Raw genomic sequence first — 17,032 nt, forward strand, 5'->3', positions numbered from 1 at the left:
CGGCATTTGCGGAGGACAAGCGCTTTCCGTTGCCTCCCCCCGGCGCATTTGATATGATAGCAAGGAAAAATTAACGAAAAGGGGATTGATGAACGATGGCAGAAAAAACGTTTACAGTGACTTCAGACTCCGGCATTCATGCCCGCCCGGCGACGATTTTGGTGCAAACGGCGAGCAAGTTTAACAGCGAAATTCAGCTCGAGTACAACGACAAAACGGTGAATTTAAAGTCGATCATGGGCGTCATGTCGTTAGGCATTCCGAAGGGGGCCACGATTAAAATTACGGCAGAAGGGGCCGATGCAGCAGAGGCGATGGCAGCGTTGACGGACACGTTGGCGAAAGAAGGCCTTGCCGAGTAATGGAAAAAACTATCCGTGGGATTGCTGCATCGAGCGGTATTGCCATTGCCAAGGCATACCGCTTAGAAACCCCTCATTTGGCGGCTGAAAAACGAGCTGTCGCCGATGCCGAGGCGGAAGTGGCGCGGCTTGAAGCAGCGGTCGCCAAGGCGAAGGAAGAGCTTGAAGCGATTAAACAACACGCCCTTGAAAAGCTCGGTGAAGACAAAGCCGCCATTTTTGCCGCCCATTTGTTGGTGCTTGACGATCCGGAGCTGCTCAATCCGATTAAAGAAAAAATTAAAACCGAACAAGTGAACGCCGAGTATGCGCTTGATGAAACGGCATCGTTCTTTATTTCCATGTTTGAAGGCATGGACAATGAATATATGAAAGAGCGGGCCGCTGACATCCGCGATGTCACGAAGCGCGTCCTCGCTCATTTGCTCGGCGTTGCCACCTCCAACCCGAGCTTGATTTCTGAAGAAGTCGTCATCATTGCCGAGGATTTGACACCATCCGATACGGCGCAACTAAACCGCCAATATGTCAAAGGATTTGCGACTGACATCGGTGGGCGGACATCGCACTCAGCGATTATGGCCCGCTCGCTCGAAATCCCGGCCGTCGTCGGCACGAAGGCGGTGACGGCGGAAGTAAAAAATGGCGACATCGTCATCATCGACGGGCTTGACGGACAAGTGGTTGTCAATCCGTCGCCAGAGCTGCTCGCCCGTTATGAGGAAAAACGGGCCGGCTATGAAGCGCAAAAAGCGGAATGGGCGAAACTCGTCCACGAGGCGACCGTAACAGCTGACGGTGTCCATGTCGAGCTGGCGGCCAACATCGGCACGCCGGACGATGTAAAAGGTGTGCTCGCGAACGGTGCGGAAGGCATCGGCTTGTACCGGACGGAGTTTTTATATATGGGACGTTCAGATTTGCCGACCGAAGAAGAGCAGTTTGCCGCCTACCAAACGGTGCTTGAGCAAATGAAGGGCAAGCCGGTCGTTGTGCGCACGCTTGACATCGGCGGCGACAAAGAGCTGCCGTATTTGCAGCTGCCAAAAGAACTAAACCCGTTTTTAGGGTTCCGGGCCATCCGCCTTTGCCTTGAGATGCAAGATATGTTCCGGACGCAGCTGCGCGCCTTGCTGCGGGCGAGCGTGTACGGCAACTTGAAAATCATGTTTCCGATGATCGCAACGCTCGATGAATTCCGCCAGGCGAAAGCGATTTTGCTTGAAGAGAAAGAGGCGCTTCTCCGCCAAGGGGTTCCGGTCGCGGATGAAATTGAAGTCGGCATGATGGTCGAGATTCCGGCGGCTGCCGTCATGGCGGATCAGTTTGCGAAAGAAGTCGATTTCTTCAGCATCGGAACGAACGACTTGATCCAATATACGATGGCAGCCGACCGGATGAACGAACGTGTTTCATATTTGTACCAGCCTTACAATCCGGCGATTTTACGGCTCATCAGCCACGTGATCGATGCCGCTCATCGCGAAGGGAAATGGGTCGGCATGTGCGGTGAAATGGCCGGCGATCCGATTGCGATTCCGGTTTTGCTCGGCTTGGGGCTCGATGAGTTCAGCATGAGCGCCACCTCGATTTTGCCGGCGCGCGCCCAGTTGAAACAGCTGTCGAAAGAAAAGGCGGCCGGTATCAAAGAGACGGTGCTGTCGCTCGGAACGGCCGAGGAAGTTGTGTCGTTTGTCAAACAAACGTTCCATATGGCTTGATCATCGCGAAAGGCGCAGCGGCATGAATCGGCCGTTGCGCCTTTTTTGTCTTTGCCATTCCCCCAAAAGAAGTTTCCCACTTCTAAACGAAGGGAAAATGGGAGATGAATTTCGATCAGGCGTATCCTAACGTCTGCCAGAACCGTAGGGGACACGGGGTTCGCTCGGTCCATTTCCCATCATGAGATGGGATTACCCGAGAAGCCCCCGCCTCTAAGCAAAGCGCAGGTGGTGGGTAGTTCACAGGCAGGGCATATGTTTCCGCGTTCTGCTCAAGCCAACAGCGGCGTCGACGATTCATAGCCATACCGCTGCCGGACCGTAAGCGAAAGGCCGAGAGCGATGACTTTGGCCATTTGGTAAACAATGTGCAAATTCGTGTACGGAAGTGCGCTCATATCGGCGGTATCTTCCATTACGACGCCCATCACGCTGATGTCGCCAATCGATGGCAGCGATTTGCCGAGCGCAGTGCCAGGGGAAAGGGCGCCAGGGCGGATGGCGATCGTATGGACAAACGGCCGCGGCCCGACAATGCTGTCGATTGCCACTACGTACGTCCCATCTTCGGTTTGCAATTGTTCGCACACGCGACGGATGTTTGTCGCATCAACAGGTTGCCTGAGTGTGCCGATTACGGTCAAATGATCCGGATAGGCGTTTTCAAGCAGCGTGCCGACGAACGGCCCTAAGCTGTCACCGTTAATGCGGTTGCTGCCGATGCAAACGACGGTCAAACGGGGGACATGTGCCGGCAGCAAAGAAAACAGTTCATTGCGAATAAGAAAAGGAGCGAGCGGATCGCTGTAGGAAATCGGTCTCATCGATGGCGATTCCTTTCCGTCTATATTCTCCTTTTCTTATTTCGCGGCTGCTGCCGGCGATTCCTTTCTTTTTATTGTTGTTACTTTTTTCCTTTTACTTGCTTAAACGGATTGCGCCATTCCATTAACACGGCGTGGTTGAGTGATTCTTCATCCTCTAAATAATTGCGGACAATCGCAAGCGGTGTGCGTCCGCAGCGAAGCAAAAACGTAATGACCGGATCTTTCAGTTCGCCGGCGACGACTTTATTGATGTACGCTTCCGGCGTCAGTTCGCCCGCATAACGGTGGTAGCCGGGCATGCGCCCGCCGCCGAGCAGCCGGTCGAGCCCGCGGTGGACGACGACTTCGTACATCGATTGCATGAGCCATTTGCCGAGGCCGAGCTTCCGATACGGCGGGGAAACGCAAATGTCGACGACATACAGCGTATTGCCGTCCGGGCGATGGTTGCGAATGTAGCCGCTGTCCGTGATTTCTTCCCACGTATGATCGACATGAGCCGGATCAAAATCGACGATGAGGCCGGTCATGGACCCAACGATGCGTCCGTCAACTTCAACACAAAGCGCTCCTTCCGGAAACAAGGTGATATGGTTGTTCAGCTGCTCCTCATTCCACCACAGCTCGGACGGGAACGGGGGCGGAAAGCTTTCTTGCTGCACGCGGATAAGGGCGGAAAAGTCATCTTTCGTATAGTTGCGGATGACCGCCTTGCACGGAATGTCACCGTCGAAAACGTACAACTGTTTCTCATACATCGCCAATCGATCCCCCTTAGTTTTTACTCCCATCATAACCGAAAAGGGGAAAACGCGGCAAGAAAAGAGAACGGCCGCTGTTTAGCGGCCGTAGACGTGCTGTTTGACGTATTCGCTGACCAAGGACTCGATTTGCTGCTCGTCCGGTTTTTCACCGGAAAACGAAAATTCGATTTCTTCAATAAATTCACCGTTGCGGTAAACGTGCAGCGCCCCCTTTTGCAGCAAGACGCTGTACTCGATCTCAAACATATAGCCTTCGTGTTCGATCGCGCCCATTGTGATTCACCTGCCTATGTTTAATGTCCCACAGGCGCGGCTCTCTATGTATGAATAAGAAGCTCATCCTATAGACGCAGGACGATTGTCCTTTTATAATGGACATGGTTCGACAAAAAGAGGAAATAGAGGGGAGAAATAGCGAGTGTTCCGGACATTGCGCAGCAAATTGATCGTCTTGATGGCTTTATTGTTGATTGTCTCGTTGGCTGCGACGCAACTCGTCGGCGTTATGCAAATGCGGAAAATGGTGGATGCTGATGTGAAGCAACGGGCGCAAGCAGCGCTTGATGGCCTTCTTGGCGATATTCGCGACAGTTTTCAAAGCGAAGAAAACGGCTTAGTGCAGTTTAGCGAGTCACCGTCGGCCATGCAAATGGTTCAAGATGAAAAAACGTGGCCGCAGCTCGAGAAACAGTTCCGCACGTTTTTGCGCCTCCATGAAAATGTGCAATTTATTTATATCGGCACGGAGCGGAAGACGATGCATATTGCGCCGACGGCACAATTCCCGGATGGGTACGATCCGACAAGCCGCCCATGGTACAAGAAAGCGATGGAGCGTCCCGATGAAGTCGTATGGACCGAGCCGTATGTCGATGCCATTACCGGCAACCATGTTGTGACATTGGCCAAGGCAGTGAGCGAAAACGGACGGATCGCTGCTGTCGTCGGCATCGATATGACGCTTGATGCGGTAACGAGAATCGTCAATGGGAGCGATGTCGGTTATCACGGCTATCCGGTATTGTATGATGGGAAAGGAATGGCGGTCGTCCATCCGGAATATAAGGGGAAAAATATGGCTAAAGATGCGACGGTCCGCTATATGCTCGAGCATGAAAAAGGAATGCGCCAATACGAGCAAGACGGTGAACAGCGAGTCATGTACTTTACAACCGTCCCGGAACTTGGATGGAAGATCGGTGCTGTTTATAAGGAAGACGATTTATCCGCGATGAGCCGTTCGCTCGGGATGAACATGCTTGTCATTACAGCGATTGCGCTTATTGTGGCGTTTGCTGCCGTTTATTTTTTGGCGCGCTCGATCACCAGACCGATAATGGCGTTGCAAGGACAAGTGGAAAAAGCAGCAAACGGTGATTTGACCGTGCAAGTGCACACCACCGGCAAAGACGAAATCGGCCGCCTTGCGCATCATTTCAATGAGATGATCGATCATATGCGCGCGTTGATCGGCGAAGTGAACCGATCGGTGAACGAATTAGCAGCCTCTGCCGATCATTTAAGCGCCGTCTCGGAAGAAACGATGGCAACGAGCGAACAAGTGGCGAAAGCGATCGGTGAAATTGCGAAAGGGACAACCGACCAGGCTGGAAGCCTTGATACAATCAATGAGCAGACGTCGGCGCTGTCCCAGCAAATTGAAGCGGTAACAGGTGCGACAGCCAGCATGGAATCGCTGTCAAACGACACGAAAACGGCCAGTTATGATGGATTGGAGCATTTAAATGTCCTGCAGCAAAAATCGGAGGAAGCAAAACACGAGCTGTCCGCAGTAGAAAGCGTGATTAGCGACCTCGTGAAAAAAATGGATGAAATTGATGAGGTTATTCAGACGATTACCGCTATTTCCGGACAGACGAACTTGCTCGCGTTAAATGCTAGCATTGAGGCGGCGCGCGCCGGCGAGCATGGCAAAGGATTTGCCGTTGTCGCCGACGAAGTGCGAAAGCTGGCGGAACAATCGGCGAAAGCGACCGAAATGATTCGCACGACGATTGCAGCCATTCAGCAGCAAGCTGGATTGGCCATCGAGGCCGTCGGCCGTTCCAAACAGGCGTATAGCGAACAGCGGGAAGCGGTGCATACAACCGGCGACTCGTTTGTGAAAATTACGGGCATGATGGAACAATTGACCGACGCGCTCGCGAATATCATGGAAGAAGCGAAGCGGATGAACGGAAGCAAAGATGATGTGATCGGCGCGATGCAAAACATTGCCGCCATCGCCCAACAATCGGCGGCAGCGGCGGAAGAAGTGGCCGCTTCCGCTGATGACCAGCTACAGGCGTTAGCGACGGTGACCGAATCGGCGGAAACGTTGAGCGAGATGAGCCGGCAATTGAAGCAGCTCGTGGAAAAATTCAAGCTATCGTAAAAAAGCGCAGCCGGACAAAGGCTGCGCTTTTTCATCGGCGCAGCCAGGATTCCGCCGCCAGTTCACTAATATTTGGGCGGCCGTGCTGAAACAGAGGGGGCTGGCGCAGCCTTCAGAACACGCCCTTTTTCCGCCGCTTTATTATCACCATCTTTTTTTCTATTCGTACAATGCTAATGAGTTGAATTTTTTTAAGTTTCTGCGTCGATTTTAACGGACAATAGTGCTAAAATAAACAGTGAAAACGTTTATACAGTTATTTTGTTGTTCATTCGGGAATAATGGTAGCCAAATGAGGGCGCGGCGTCTTGATAACCGCTGCCATGTTGACCCGAGGAATACGAAAACGAGTTGGAGGTTTTTTTACGATGGCAAAACAGACGAACTACGCTCAACCGTGGAGCCAGTTTTACGGGCCGAACCTCGGTTATGTCATCGAAATGTACGAACAGTATCTCGATGACCCGGACAGCGTCGACCCGGAACTAAAACGACTGTTTGAGCAGTGGGGAGCGCCGGTCGTCGAGGAGCCGGTTTCTCCTGCCGGTAACGAAGCGGCACAGACGCACCAAACGTTCCGGCTGCCGGAAACACCGACCGTGTTCAGCAAACTTGTCGCCGCTGTCAAACTGGCGGACAGCATTCGCCATTATGGGCATCTGGCCGCCGACACGAACCCGATCGTGAAAGAGGAGAAAAAGCTGCGCCGCCTCGAACTTGATGAGTATGATTTAACGGAAGAAGATTTAAAGCGCATTCCGGTCGCATTTCTTTGTCCGCATGCCCCGGCGCATGTCAAAAACGGCTGGGATGCCATCTTGCACTTGCGCAAAATCTATACCGATAAAATTGCATTTGAATTCTCGCAAGTACATAATCTAGAGGAAAGGAATTGGCTCATTCAGCAAATCGAGTCCGGAGCGTACTACCCGAGCTTGGCGAACAAAGAGCGGGTCGCTTTGTTGCGCCGCCTGACGGAAGTGGAGGGGTTTGAAAAATTCATCCACCGCACATATGTCGGGCAAAAGCGGTTTTCGATTGAAGGGCTTGACGCTATGGTGCCGCTCCTCGATGAACTTGTTCGCCAGGCGATTGAACATGAGATTGACGCCGTCAACATCGGCATGGCGCACCGCGGCCGGCTGAACGTGCTCGCCCACGTGCTCGGCAAGCCATATGAAATGATTTTTGCCGAGTTCCAGCATGCAGAAAGCAAAAACTTCATCCCGTCTGAAGGGGCGGTGGCCATCACCTACGGCTGGACGGGCGACGTGAAATACCATTTAGGAGCGGCGCGCCGCCTGCGCAATAAAAGCGCACACACGATGCGGATCACGCTCGCCAACAACCCGAGCCATCTTGAAGTCGTCAATCCGGTCGTGCTTGGCTACACGCGTGCCGCGCAAGAGGATCGGACGAAACCGGGCGTGCCGGAACAAAAGACAGATGCTTCTTTTGCCATTTTAATTCATGGCGATGCCGCCTTCCCGGGGCAGGGCATTGTGGCCGAGACGCTCAACTTAAGCCAGCTGCGCGGCTATACGACCGGCGGGGCGATTCATATTATCGCCAACAACATGATCGGGTTTACGACGGAGAGCCGCGATTCCCGTTCGACCACATATGCCTCCGATATGGCGAAAGGGTTTGAAGTGCCGGTCGTGCACGTCAATGCCGATGACCCGGAGGCTTGTTTGGCGGCGGCAAGCTTGGCGTTTGCGTATCGCCAGCGGTTTAAAAAAGATTTTGTCATCGACTTGATCGGATATCGCCGCTTCGGCCATAACGAAATGGATGAACCGATGGCGACGAACCCGATCATGTACAGCATCATTCACCGGCATCCGACCGTGCGTCAGCTGTATGCGCAAAAATTAATTGAAAAAGGGATCATCGCCGAGCGGGAAACGGCGGAAATGGAGCAAGAGGTGGCGGAACGGCTGAAAATTGCCTATGAACGGGTGCCGAAAAACGAAGAGGAACTCGATTTCATTATGGATCCGCCGAAACCGGTCGTCGACCGGCTCCCGGAAGTGAAAACAAGTGTGGCGAAAGATGTGCTTCATCGCATCAATGAGGAGCTGCTCGAGTTCCCGGCCGACTTCCATGTCTTTAATAAGCTCGAGCGCATTTTAAAACGGCGCAGCGGCGTGTTTGAACAAAACGGCAAAATCGACTGGGCGCATGCGGAAACGTTGGCGTTTGCTACGATTTTGCAAGACGGTGTGCCGATCCGTCTCACCGGCCAAGATTCGCAGCGCGGCACGTTTGCACAGCGCCATCTAGTGCTGCACGATGTGAAAACCGGGAAAGAGTATGTTCCGCTTCATCACATCAGCGGTGCGAAAGCTTCATTTGTCGTTTACAACAGCCCGCTGACGGAAGCGGCCGTGCTCGGTTATGAATACGGCTACAACGTGTACGCACCGGAAACGCTCGTGCTTTGGGAGGCGCAGTTTGGCGATTTTGCCAACATGGCGCAAGCAATATTTGACCAGTTTATCTCTTCGGGCCGAGCGAAATGGGGGCAAAAGTCCGGGCTGGTCATGCTTCTGCCGCACGGCTATGAAGGGCAAGGTCCGGAACATTCGAGCGGCCGTGTCGAGCGGTTTTTACAGCTCGCAGCGGAAAACAACTGGACGGTTGCCAACTTGTCGACGGCGGCACAATATTTCCACATTTTGCGCCGACAAGCGGCGTTGCTGAAAAAAGAAGAAGTGCGCCCGCTCGTCTTAATGACGCCGAAAAGCTTGCTTCGCCATCCGCTGGCGGCATCCGACGCTGATGCGCTTGCCAACGGCACATTCTCACCAGTGCTCGAGCAGCCGGGATTAGGGACCGACGCCAACAAGGTTGAGCGGATCGTATTTGGCACCGGCAAACTGATGATTGATGTAGCGGAACAAATCGGCAAAACGGACGGGCTTGACTGGCTGCACGTCGTGCGCGTCGAAGAGCTGTATCCATTCCCGGAAGAAGCGGTGAGAGACATCATCGCCCGCTATCCGAACGTGAAAGAACTTGTCTGGGTGCAGGAAGAACCGAAAAACATGGGCGCGTGGACGTATATGGAACCGCGCCTGCGGGCTGTCGTTCCGGAAGGCGTCGACGTCAGCTACATCGGGCGGCGCCGGCGGGCGAGCCCGGCGGAAGGCGATCCGGTCGTCCACCGGAAAGAGCAGGAGCGCATTATTCGCTGTGCATTAACGAAACATGAACGATGATTACGGAAACGTTTGAGGAGGGCATCAACGTGGCTGAGATCAAAGTCCCGGAACTAGCAGAGTCCATCACCGAAGGCACCATCGCTCAATGGTTGAAAAAGCCGGGCGACTATGTGGAAAAAGGCGAGTCGGTTTGTGAGTTGGAAACGGATAAAGTGAACGTCGAAATTATGGCGGAAGAGTCGGGCGTTTTGCAACAGTTGCTGGCGAATGAAGGCGATACCGTTGCGGTCGGCCAGGCGATCGCCATCATCGGCGCGGGGGCGGCGTCGGCTCCGGCTGCTCCGGAAGCGGCTCCGCAGCCGGTTGATGAAACGGAAACGGTCATGCCGGCTGACCGCGCCGAGCAGCAAACACCGCAACCGGTCGCGGTTGCCCAGGCGCCGGGCCAACGCCCGGTCGCCTCTCCGGCCGCCCGGAAAATGGCGCGCGAAAAAGGGATCGACTTGACGCAAGTGCCGACCGTTGATCCGTTAGGGCGCGTCCGGAAACAAGACGTCGCTTCGTTTGCCGCCCAGCCGGCTGCTCCGCAACCGGCCCCAACGGCCGCTCCGGTTTCTGGGCCAGCGCCGGCTCCTGTTCCGGCAGCCGAAAGCGGCAAACCGGTGATCCGTGAAAAAATGTCGCGCCGCCGGCAAACGATCGCCAAACGGCTGCTTGAAGTTTCGCAATCGACCGCGATGTTGACGACGTTCAACGAAATCGACATGTCAGCCGTCATGGAGTTGCGCAAACGGAAAAAAGACAAGTTTTTTGAACAGCATGACGTCCGTCTCGGCTTTATGTCGTTTTTCGTCAAGGCGGCCGTGGCGGCGCTGAAAAAATATCCGTACGTCAACGCTGAGATTCAAGGTGATGAAATTTTACTAAAAAAATATTATGACATCGGTGTGGCTGTTTCGACCGACGAAGGGCTTGTCGTCCCGGTTGTGCGTGACTGCGACCGGAAAAACTTTGCCGAAATTGAGCGCGACATTGCCGAATTGGCCGCAAAAGCGCGGAGCAACAAACTGTCGCTTGCCGATTTGCAGGGCGGCACGTTTACGATCACGAACGGCGGCGTCTTCGGCTCGCTCTTGTCGACACCGCTTCTCAACGGACCGCAAGTCGGCATTTTAGGCATGCATTCGATCAAACTGCGCCCGGTCGCCATCGATGAAGAGCGGATCGAAAACCGCCCGATGATGTACGTCGCCTTGTCGTACGATCATCGCATCATCGACGGCAAAGAGGCAGTCGGGTTCTTGAAAACGGTGAAAGACTTGATCGAAAATCCGGAAGATTTGTTGCTTGAAAGTTAATACCGAAAACAGAGGAGCCGCAGTGTGCGGCCCCTCTTTTTTATCGGCCAAATGCCACAGCGAGGTGAATGAACTTTTCTGTTTTACGGAAAACTACCGGCAAAAAGGAGCATTCCCGTTAGGAGCTTTTCCGGGGACTTGATCAAAAAAAGCCCTCTTGGTATGATGCAGGGGTGCCAAACAATACCTACCATCATGCCAAGGAGGACTTCAGATGAATTGTACACAAAATCAGAAAATCAATCAAGTCACGGAACACACATTGGTCGTGGGCATCGATATCGCGAAACGAACCCACTACGCCTGCTTCGTGGATGACCGGGGGCGCGTGCTTCGCAAGTCGTTCCCGATCTTCCAGTCGAAAGAGGGGTTTCAACAGCTGTATGAAGCGATTCAGGAGGGGAGGAAAGCGTTCGGGAAGTCACAGGTGATCGTCGCTGTGGAGCCGACCGGGCACTACTGGTTGAACCTGGCCTACTTCCTCGAGGAAAACGGGATCCCGCTGGTCATGGTCAACCCGGCGCATGTGTGCCGGTCGAAAGAACTCGATGACAACCTGCCGACGAAACACGACGCCAAAGACGCCCTGGTCATCGCCAGGCTGGCGAAAGACGGGCGATTCCTCGTCCCCCGGCTGCTGCACGAGATCGAAGCGGATTTGCGCGTCGGGAGCACGCTCAAAGAGAAGCTCCGGAAGGAACAGGCGGCGGTGAAAAACGCGATCATCCGTTGGACGGATCGGTATTTTCCAGAGTTTTGGACCGTGTTTCGCGACCTGGGGAAAACAGCGCTGGCGGTGCTGGAGTGGACGCCGCTTCCGGCCGATATGGCGGGTCGGACCGCCGAGGAGCTTCTGGAGGCGTACCGGCAAAGCGAAGGGCTGAAATGCCCGCAGAAAGCGAAAATTCAGGCGTTGATCGACGCCGCGAAGGGCTCGATTGGGGTGACGGAAGGGACGACGATGGCCCGGTTTGAGATCGCCGCGCTCGTCCGCCAATACCGCCAGTTCGAGGCCGAAATCGCAGCGTTGGACGCCGAGTTGAAGGCATTGGTTCAAACAACGATGGAGTATCAATGGCTGAAAACGGTCGACGGGTTGGGAGATGCCACGATCATCGATCTGCTGGCGGAGATCGGCAGTTTTGCCCACTATCGGGACCCGCGTCAATTGGTGAAGTTGGCGGGCCTGACGCTCAAGGAGAACTCCTCCGGCCAGCGCAAAGGGCAAAAGCACATCTCGAAGCGGGGACGGAAACGGCTGCGATCGGTGCTGTTTCGGGCGGTGATTCCGCTGATCCGGCACAATGAGGCGTTTCGCGAGCTGCATGAGTACTATACGACCCGGCCCGTCAACCCGCTGACCGGAAAGCAGTCCATCGTCGCGTTATGCCGAAAGCTGTTGAATGTGCTGTTTGCGATTTGCACGAAGAAACAAGCGTTTGACGCGGAGCGAATGAGGCAGGACGTCTTGTCCCATGTTCCACACCGGGCGGCCTAAGGCCTCCCCCCACGAACGGAAGAAGTGTTGGACAACAGGATGACACCGGAGAAGCTGGCGTGATCTCATCCATTCGACCTCGAGTCCCGAAAGGAGCTTGGCCGGCCTCCGCCTGATGACGAGACCGAACGAGGGAATGTTGGCGCAAAGACGCCCGGAGACATGGGAGGGTTCGTCCTCATCAGCGATGCGGAGATCCAAGGGTGCATCGAATACACTTCCTCCCACGTCAGGAAAATGGATCCAGGCGTGGCCGCGAAGCGCACCCTAGGTCTGTAAGATATCCACAAAATTGAAAAAGGATGTAAGGGATTTTGTCGAAAAATATTTTTTCGGCACCCCTGAGAGGCCGAAAAGCCTTGATATATCAACATTTCTAGAGGGAGGGGATCATATGCCAGAGCGCGGACGAAACGACCATCCGCATGAATTTTATCGCGACGGTGTCCGTGAAAGCATCATCAATGATGCAACCGCCGACGGCGCCAAGGCGATCGGGGTACGAAGCGATGCCGATCCGCTGCAGGCGGCCAACCCCGGCCCATTCCACGTTGACCGCCTTGAGGTGGAAGAAGAGCTGAAACGATTTCGATCGTTAATGGAAGGGAAAAAGTGATTCGCGAGGCGAATCGCTTTTTCATGAAGCGGGAAAGAAGGAAAATGGCGAACAAACGCGAATAATGTTACTTGTTATGACTATTTTTTCGGGGGGATTATAATGGAGTTCGGATTGGCTGGGAAAACGGCGCTGGTCGCTGCCTCAAGCCAAGGGCTCGGCAAGGCGATTGCCCGGGCGCTTGTGCTTGAAGGAGCAAACGTGATGATTACAAGCCGGAATGAGGAAAAGCTGCAGGAAGTCGCTGAGGAACTTAGCCGTTTACATAAGGGGCGCGTCGCTTATGCGCGCACTGATGTGACGAAGGCGGATGACATCCGTCAGCTTGTTGCGAAAACGGTGGAGACGTTCGGAACGATCGATTTGCTTGTCAACAACGCCGGCGGTCCTCCGGCGGGAACGTTCGAAACCGTAGGCGACGAGGACTGGCAATACGCGTTTGAACTTAACTTGCTCAGCTATATTCGCTTAATCCGTGAAGCGCTGCCATATTTAAAGAAAAACGGCGGCAAAATTGTCAACATCGCTTCGTCGTCAATCAAAGAACCGATTCCGGGGCTCATCTTGTCCAACACGTTCCGCACCGGGATTGTCGGACTGACGAAAACGCTCGCAGCCGAGTTCGCCCCTGACAACATTTTGATTAACACCGTCGCTCCCGGACGGATCGCGACGGAACGGGTGGCCTTTTTAGATAAGGTGAACGCTGAAAAGCTTGGCATTACGAAAGAAGAAATGGAAGCGCGCATGAGAAGCGCCATTCCGCTCGGCCGTTACGGGACACCCGAAGAGTTTGCCAACGTTGTCGTCTTTTTGCTGTCGGAGGCAAACTCGTATGTCACTGGGCAGTCGTTGATCGTCGATGGCGGCATGGTGAAGGCGATTTAACGGATTTCCGAAAGAAGTCTCCCATCCGCAAGGAATGTGCAGGGCGCAGCCCAATGAGTAGGTGGGAGATGAATGTCGGTTGGCTTTATGAACAACAAGGGAATGAGACAGTTAGGCGTATTCTAACATCTACTACAACCGTGGGGCACACGGGGATTGCTCGGTCAACTTCCCATCATGAGATGGGATTACCCGAGAAGCCCCCACCGCTAAGCGAAGCGTAGGTAGTGGGAGTATGTCACAAAGGTCATGATCCATGATCTAGCGTCAACACAGGCTGCAGGAAGTGTTGGTCAAAAAAAGAGGCTTTTCCAGTCCGGCATTCGGCCGTTTTAGGGAACGGTCAGGTGACGGGAAACAGTGATTTTCGCCAACCATTTAGATATAAAAACGGACAGAAGGGGAGGGGCAGCATGAAAACGATCGGATTTATCGGTCTTGGCGTTATGGGGAAAAGCATGGCGCATCATTTGCTGAAAGCGGGCTACCCGCTTCTCGTCCATACACGCACAAAGGAAAAGGCGCTCGACTTGCTTGAAGAAGGAGCTGTCTGGAAGGACACGATCGCCGACTTGGCGCGGGAGGCGGACGTTGTCATGACAATGGTCGGCTATCCGCACGACGTAGAACAAGTGTACTTGGGCGAAGGCGGCATTTTGGAAAATGCACGGCCAGGGACGTATGTCATCGATATGACCACATCGACGCCAACGCTGGCGCGGGCTATTTACGAAGCGGCCAAACAAAAAGGGATTCACGCGTTGGATGCCCCGGTGTCGGGCGGCGACATTGGGGCCCGCGAAGGAACGTTGACGATCATGGTCGGCGGCGATGAAGAAGTATTTTTGGCGTGTAAGCCGATCCTTGAGCGTCTCGGTACGAACATCGTCCTCCAAGGAAAAGCCGGAGCCGGCCAGCATACGAAAATGTGCAATCAAATCGCCATTGCCACCAATATGATTGGTGTTTGTGAAGCGATGGCGTATGCGAAACGAGCTGGGCTCGATCCGCTGAAAGTGTTGGAAAGCATCGCCAAAGGGGCGGCAGGGAGCTGGTCGCTGAGCAACTTGGCGCCGCGCATGCTGTCCGGTGATTTTGCGCCTGGGTTTTACATTAAACATTTCATTAAAGATATGAAAATTGCGCTTGAGGAAGCCGAACGCATGAATTTGCCGCTTCCTGGCCTCGCGCTCGCCAAACAAATGTACGAAGAACTGGCGCAGACTGGGGAGGAAAACAGCGGCACGCAGGCGCTGTACAAGCGCTATGTTGAGAAGTGATATGGGGCGGTTTTCGCCCCGTTTTTTTGTTGCAAAATATATTTATCGAAAAATATTGAATATTTTTTCTTACGAGGGTATAGTAAAGATATGGGGCACATACTAACCGGTTAGTATAAAAGGAGGGGATGGCATGGACTTTTCTTATTCGCCGAAAGTCCAAGAGTTGATCAAAAAATTAAGCGCTTTCATGGAAGAGTACATTTATCCGAACGAGAGGGTGTATGAGGAGCAGCTGAACGCCCAAGAGTCCAGATGGTCAGACGTGCCGCCCATCATCGAAGAGCTGAAGGAAAAAGCGAAAAAAGAAGGGCTTTGGAACTTGTTTTTGCCGGACAGCGAATACGGTGCCGGCTTAACGAACGTCGAGTACGCGCCGCTTTGCGAAATGATGGGCCGCTCGCTCATCGCTCCGGAAGTGTTCAACTGCAATGCGCCGGATACCGGCAACATGGAAGTGCTCGTCCGCTACGGCAGCGAGGAACAAAAACAAAAATGGCTCATCCCGCTCTTGAACGGCGAAATTCGTTCGTGCTTTTCGATGACCGAACCGGACGTCGCGTCAAGCGATGCGACGAACATTCGCGCTTCGATTACCCGTGATGGCGATGAATACGTCATCAACGGGCGAAAATGGTGGTCGTCCGGCGCCGGTGACCCGCGCTGCAAAGTCGCCATTGTGATGGGAAAAACGAATCCGGATGCACCGAAACATGAGCAGCAGTCGATGATCATCGTTCCGCTCGATACACCGGGTGTGAAAATCGAACGGATGTTGCCGGTGTTCGGCTTTGATCATGCGCCGCACGGACATGCAGAGATTACATATGATCGCGTGCGGGTGCCGAAAGAAAACATCATTTGGGGGGAAGGAAAAGGGTTTGCCATCGCCCAAGGGCGGCTCGGCCCGGGGCGGATTCACCATTGCATGCGCTTGATTGGGGCAGCGGAGCGGGCGCTTGAGCTCATGTGCCGGCGCGTGCAGTCGCGGGTCGCATTCGGCAAACGGCTTGCGGACCATGGCGTCATTCGCGATTGGATCGCCCAGTCGCGCATGGAGATCGAACAGGCGCGTCTGTTGACAATGAAGGCAGCGTACATGATGGATACGGTCGGCAACAAAGTGGCGCGCAAAGAAATTGCCATGATTAAAGTGGTTGCCCCGAACGTCGCCTTAAAAGTGATCGACCGCGCCATTCAGGCGTTCGGCGCCGCCGGGGTGAGCAACGACTTTCCGCTTGCCGCCATGTGGGCGAACTCGCGCACGCTCCGGTTGGCCGACGGGCCGGATGAGGTGCATAAAGAGCAAGTAGCCAAGCTTGAATTGCGGCAGTATCAATAAACAAGGGGGAGGAAGTGGCGTCCATGCATGTGCTCGACTTATTTAAAATCGCAGGAAAAACAGCCATCGTCACCGGCGGCGGGCGCGGCCTTGGTGAACAGATCGCCGTCGGCCTCGCCGAAGCCGGGGCGAACGTTGTCGTTTGCTCACGGAAGGTGGAAGCGTGCGAGCAAGTGAAAGAAAAAATTGAACAGCTCGGCGTCCGCTCGCTCGCGCTCCGATGCGATGTGACGAACCCGGAGGAAGTCAAACACGTCGTCGAAACGACCGTCAAAGAGTTTGGCGGCATCGACATTTTGGTGAACAACAGCGGAGCGACGTGGGGGGCGCCGGTGGAAGAGATGCCGCTTGACGCATGGCAAAAGGTGATCAATGTCAACGTCACCGGCACGTTTTTGATGAGCCAGGCGGCCGGCAAAGTGATGATCGAAAAACAAACGGGCGGCGCCATTGTCAACATCGCTTCGGTCGCCGGCCTTGGCGGCACGCATCCTGATATTTTAAATACGATTGGCTACAACACGAGCAAAGGGGCGGTCATTACGTTTACGCGCGATTTGGCCGCCAAGTGGGGAAAACACGGCATTCGCGTCAATGCGGTGGCGCCCGGCTTTTTCCCGACGAAAATGTCGCGCGTCATTCTTGAGCGCGTCGGTCAAAAAGTGTTGGAACATACGCCGCTCGGCCGCTTTGGCGGCGAGGACGACTTAAAAGGCGCTGTCTTGTTCCTTGCTTCACCGGCGTCCGCGTTCGTCACGGGCGCGCTGTTAGTCGTTGATGGCGGCAGCCATGCAACCGGCATTTAACGAGAAAA

General features: G+C 54.3%; 14 protein-coding genes. 11 read left to right on the plus strand and 3 right to left on the minus strand.

The genetic code is table 11. The annotated features are described in order from the left end of the window. Positions 1 to 95: 95 nt before the first annotated feature. The gene (locus M493_RS04690; RefSeq protein ID WP_020959140.1) at positions 96 to 362 is read left to right on the plus strand and encodes a phosphocarrier protein HPr; all 267 of its coding nucleotides are present in this window, start codon (positions 96 to 98) and stop codon (positions 360 to 362) included. Further along, positions 362 to 2,083, plus strand: a complete 1,722-nt coding sequence (ptsP, locus tag M493_RS04695) for a phosphoenolpyruvate--protein phosphotransferase (RefSeq protein ID WP_020959141.1) — start codon at positions 362 to 364, stop codon at positions 2,081 to 2,083. Before M493_RS04690 ends, ptsP begins: the two co-directional genes overlap by 1 nt. Before the next feature lie 272 nt (positions 2,084 to 2,355). Here ptsP and yyaC read toward each other — a convergent pair whose 3' ends face one another. The 3 genes from yyaC to M493_RS04710 all read right to left on the minus strand — a co-directional run bounded on the left by yyaC (position 2,356) and on the right by M493_RS04710 (position 3,947). Further along, a complete protein-coding gene (yyaC, locus tag M493_RS04700) occupies positions 2,356 to 2,907 on the minus strand; it encodes a spore protease YyaC (protein ID WP_020959142.1) in 552 nt (183 codons plus the stop codon). An 80-nt stretch (positions 2,908 to 2,987) separates the two neighbouring features. Further along, on the minus strand, positions 2,988 to 3,668 hold the full coding sequence (locus M493_RS04705; RefSeq protein WP_023817539.1) for a GNAT family N-acetyltransferase: 681 nt from the start codon (positions 3,666 to 3,668) through the stop codon (positions 2,988 to 2,990). Positions 3,669 to 3,749: 81 nt separating this feature from the next. Then, positions 3,750 to 3,947: a YbxH family protein gene (locus M493_RS04710; RefSeq protein ID WP_020959144.1), complete on the minus strand. Its 198-nt coding sequence runs from the start codon at positions 3,945 to 3,947 to the stop codon at positions 3,750 to 3,752. Between the two features lie 145 nt (positions 3,948 to 4,092). Here M493_RS04710 and M493_RS04715 point away from each other — a divergent pair, with 145 nt between their 5' ends. The 9 genes from M493_RS04715 to M493_RS04755 all read left to right on the plus strand — a co-directional run bounded on the left by M493_RS04715 (position 4,093) and on the right by M493_RS04755 (position 17,024). Then, positions 4,093 to 6,069, plus strand: a complete 1,977-nt coding sequence (locus M493_RS04715; RefSeq protein WP_020959145.1) for a methyl-accepting chemotaxis protein — start codon at positions 4,093 to 4,095, stop codon at positions 6,067 to 6,069. 368 nt (positions 6,070 to 6,437) lie between these two features. Continuing rightward, positions 6,438 to 9,293, plus strand: coding sequence for a 2-oxoglutarate dehydrogenase E1 component (locus tag M493_RS04720; RefSeq protein WP_020959146.1), 2,856 nt, complete (start codon positions 6,438 to 6,440; stop codon positions 9,291 to 9,293). A 29-nt stretch (positions 9,294 to 9,322) separates the two neighbouring features. Further along, the gene (gene odhB, locus M493_RS04725) at positions 9,323 to 10,594 is read left to right on the plus strand and encodes a 2-oxoglutarate dehydrogenase complex dihydrolipoyllysine-residue succinyltransferase (RefSeq protein ID WP_041267865.1); all 1,272 of its coding nucleotides are present in this window, start codon (positions 9,323 to 9,325) and stop codon (positions 10,592 to 10,594) included. 214 nt (positions 10,595 to 10,808) lie between these two features. Further along, complete coding sequence (locus tag M493_RS04730) at positions 10,809 to 12,092, plus strand: IS110 family transposase (RefSeq protein ID WP_020959148.1); 1,284 nt, start codon at positions 10,809 to 10,811, stop codon at positions 12,090 to 12,092. Between the two features lie 394 nt (positions 12,093 to 12,486). Continuing rightward, positions 12,487 to 12,708 (plus strand): hypothetical protein, encoded by a 222-nt coding sequence (locus M493_RS04735; RefSeq protein WP_020959149.1) that lies wholly within the window; start codon positions 12,487 to 12,489, stop codon positions 12,706 to 12,708. A 102-nt stretch (positions 12,709 to 12,810) separates the two neighbouring features. Then, positions 12,811 to 13,596, plus strand: coding sequence for an SDR family oxidoreductase (locus M493_RS04740; protein ID WP_020959150.1), 786 nt, complete (start codon positions 12,811 to 12,813; stop codon positions 13,594 to 13,596). Positions 13,597 to 14,009: 413 nt separating this feature from the next. After that, entirely contained in the window at positions 14,010 to 14,876 is an 867-nt protein-coding gene (locus M493_RS04745; protein WP_020959151.1) for an NAD(P)-dependent oxidoreductase, read from the plus strand. 133 nt (positions 14,877 to 15,009) lie between these two features. Next, entirely contained in the window at positions 15,010 to 16,218 is a 1,209-nt protein-coding gene (locus M493_RS04750; RefSeq protein WP_020959152.1) for an acyl-CoA dehydrogenase, read from the plus strand. Between the two features lie 23 nt (positions 16,219 to 16,241). Further along, on the plus strand, positions 16,242 to 17,024 hold the full coding sequence (locus M493_RS04755; RefSeq protein WP_041267866.1) for an SDR family oxidoreductase: 783 nt from the start codon (positions 16,242 to 16,244) through the stop codon (positions 17,022 to 17,024). Positions 17,025 to 17,032: the final 8 nt, after the last annotated feature.

This window comes from Geobacillus genomosp. 3, assembly GCF_000445995.2.
GTDB lineage: Bacteria > Bacillota > Bacilli > Bacillales > Anoxybacillaceae > Geobacillus.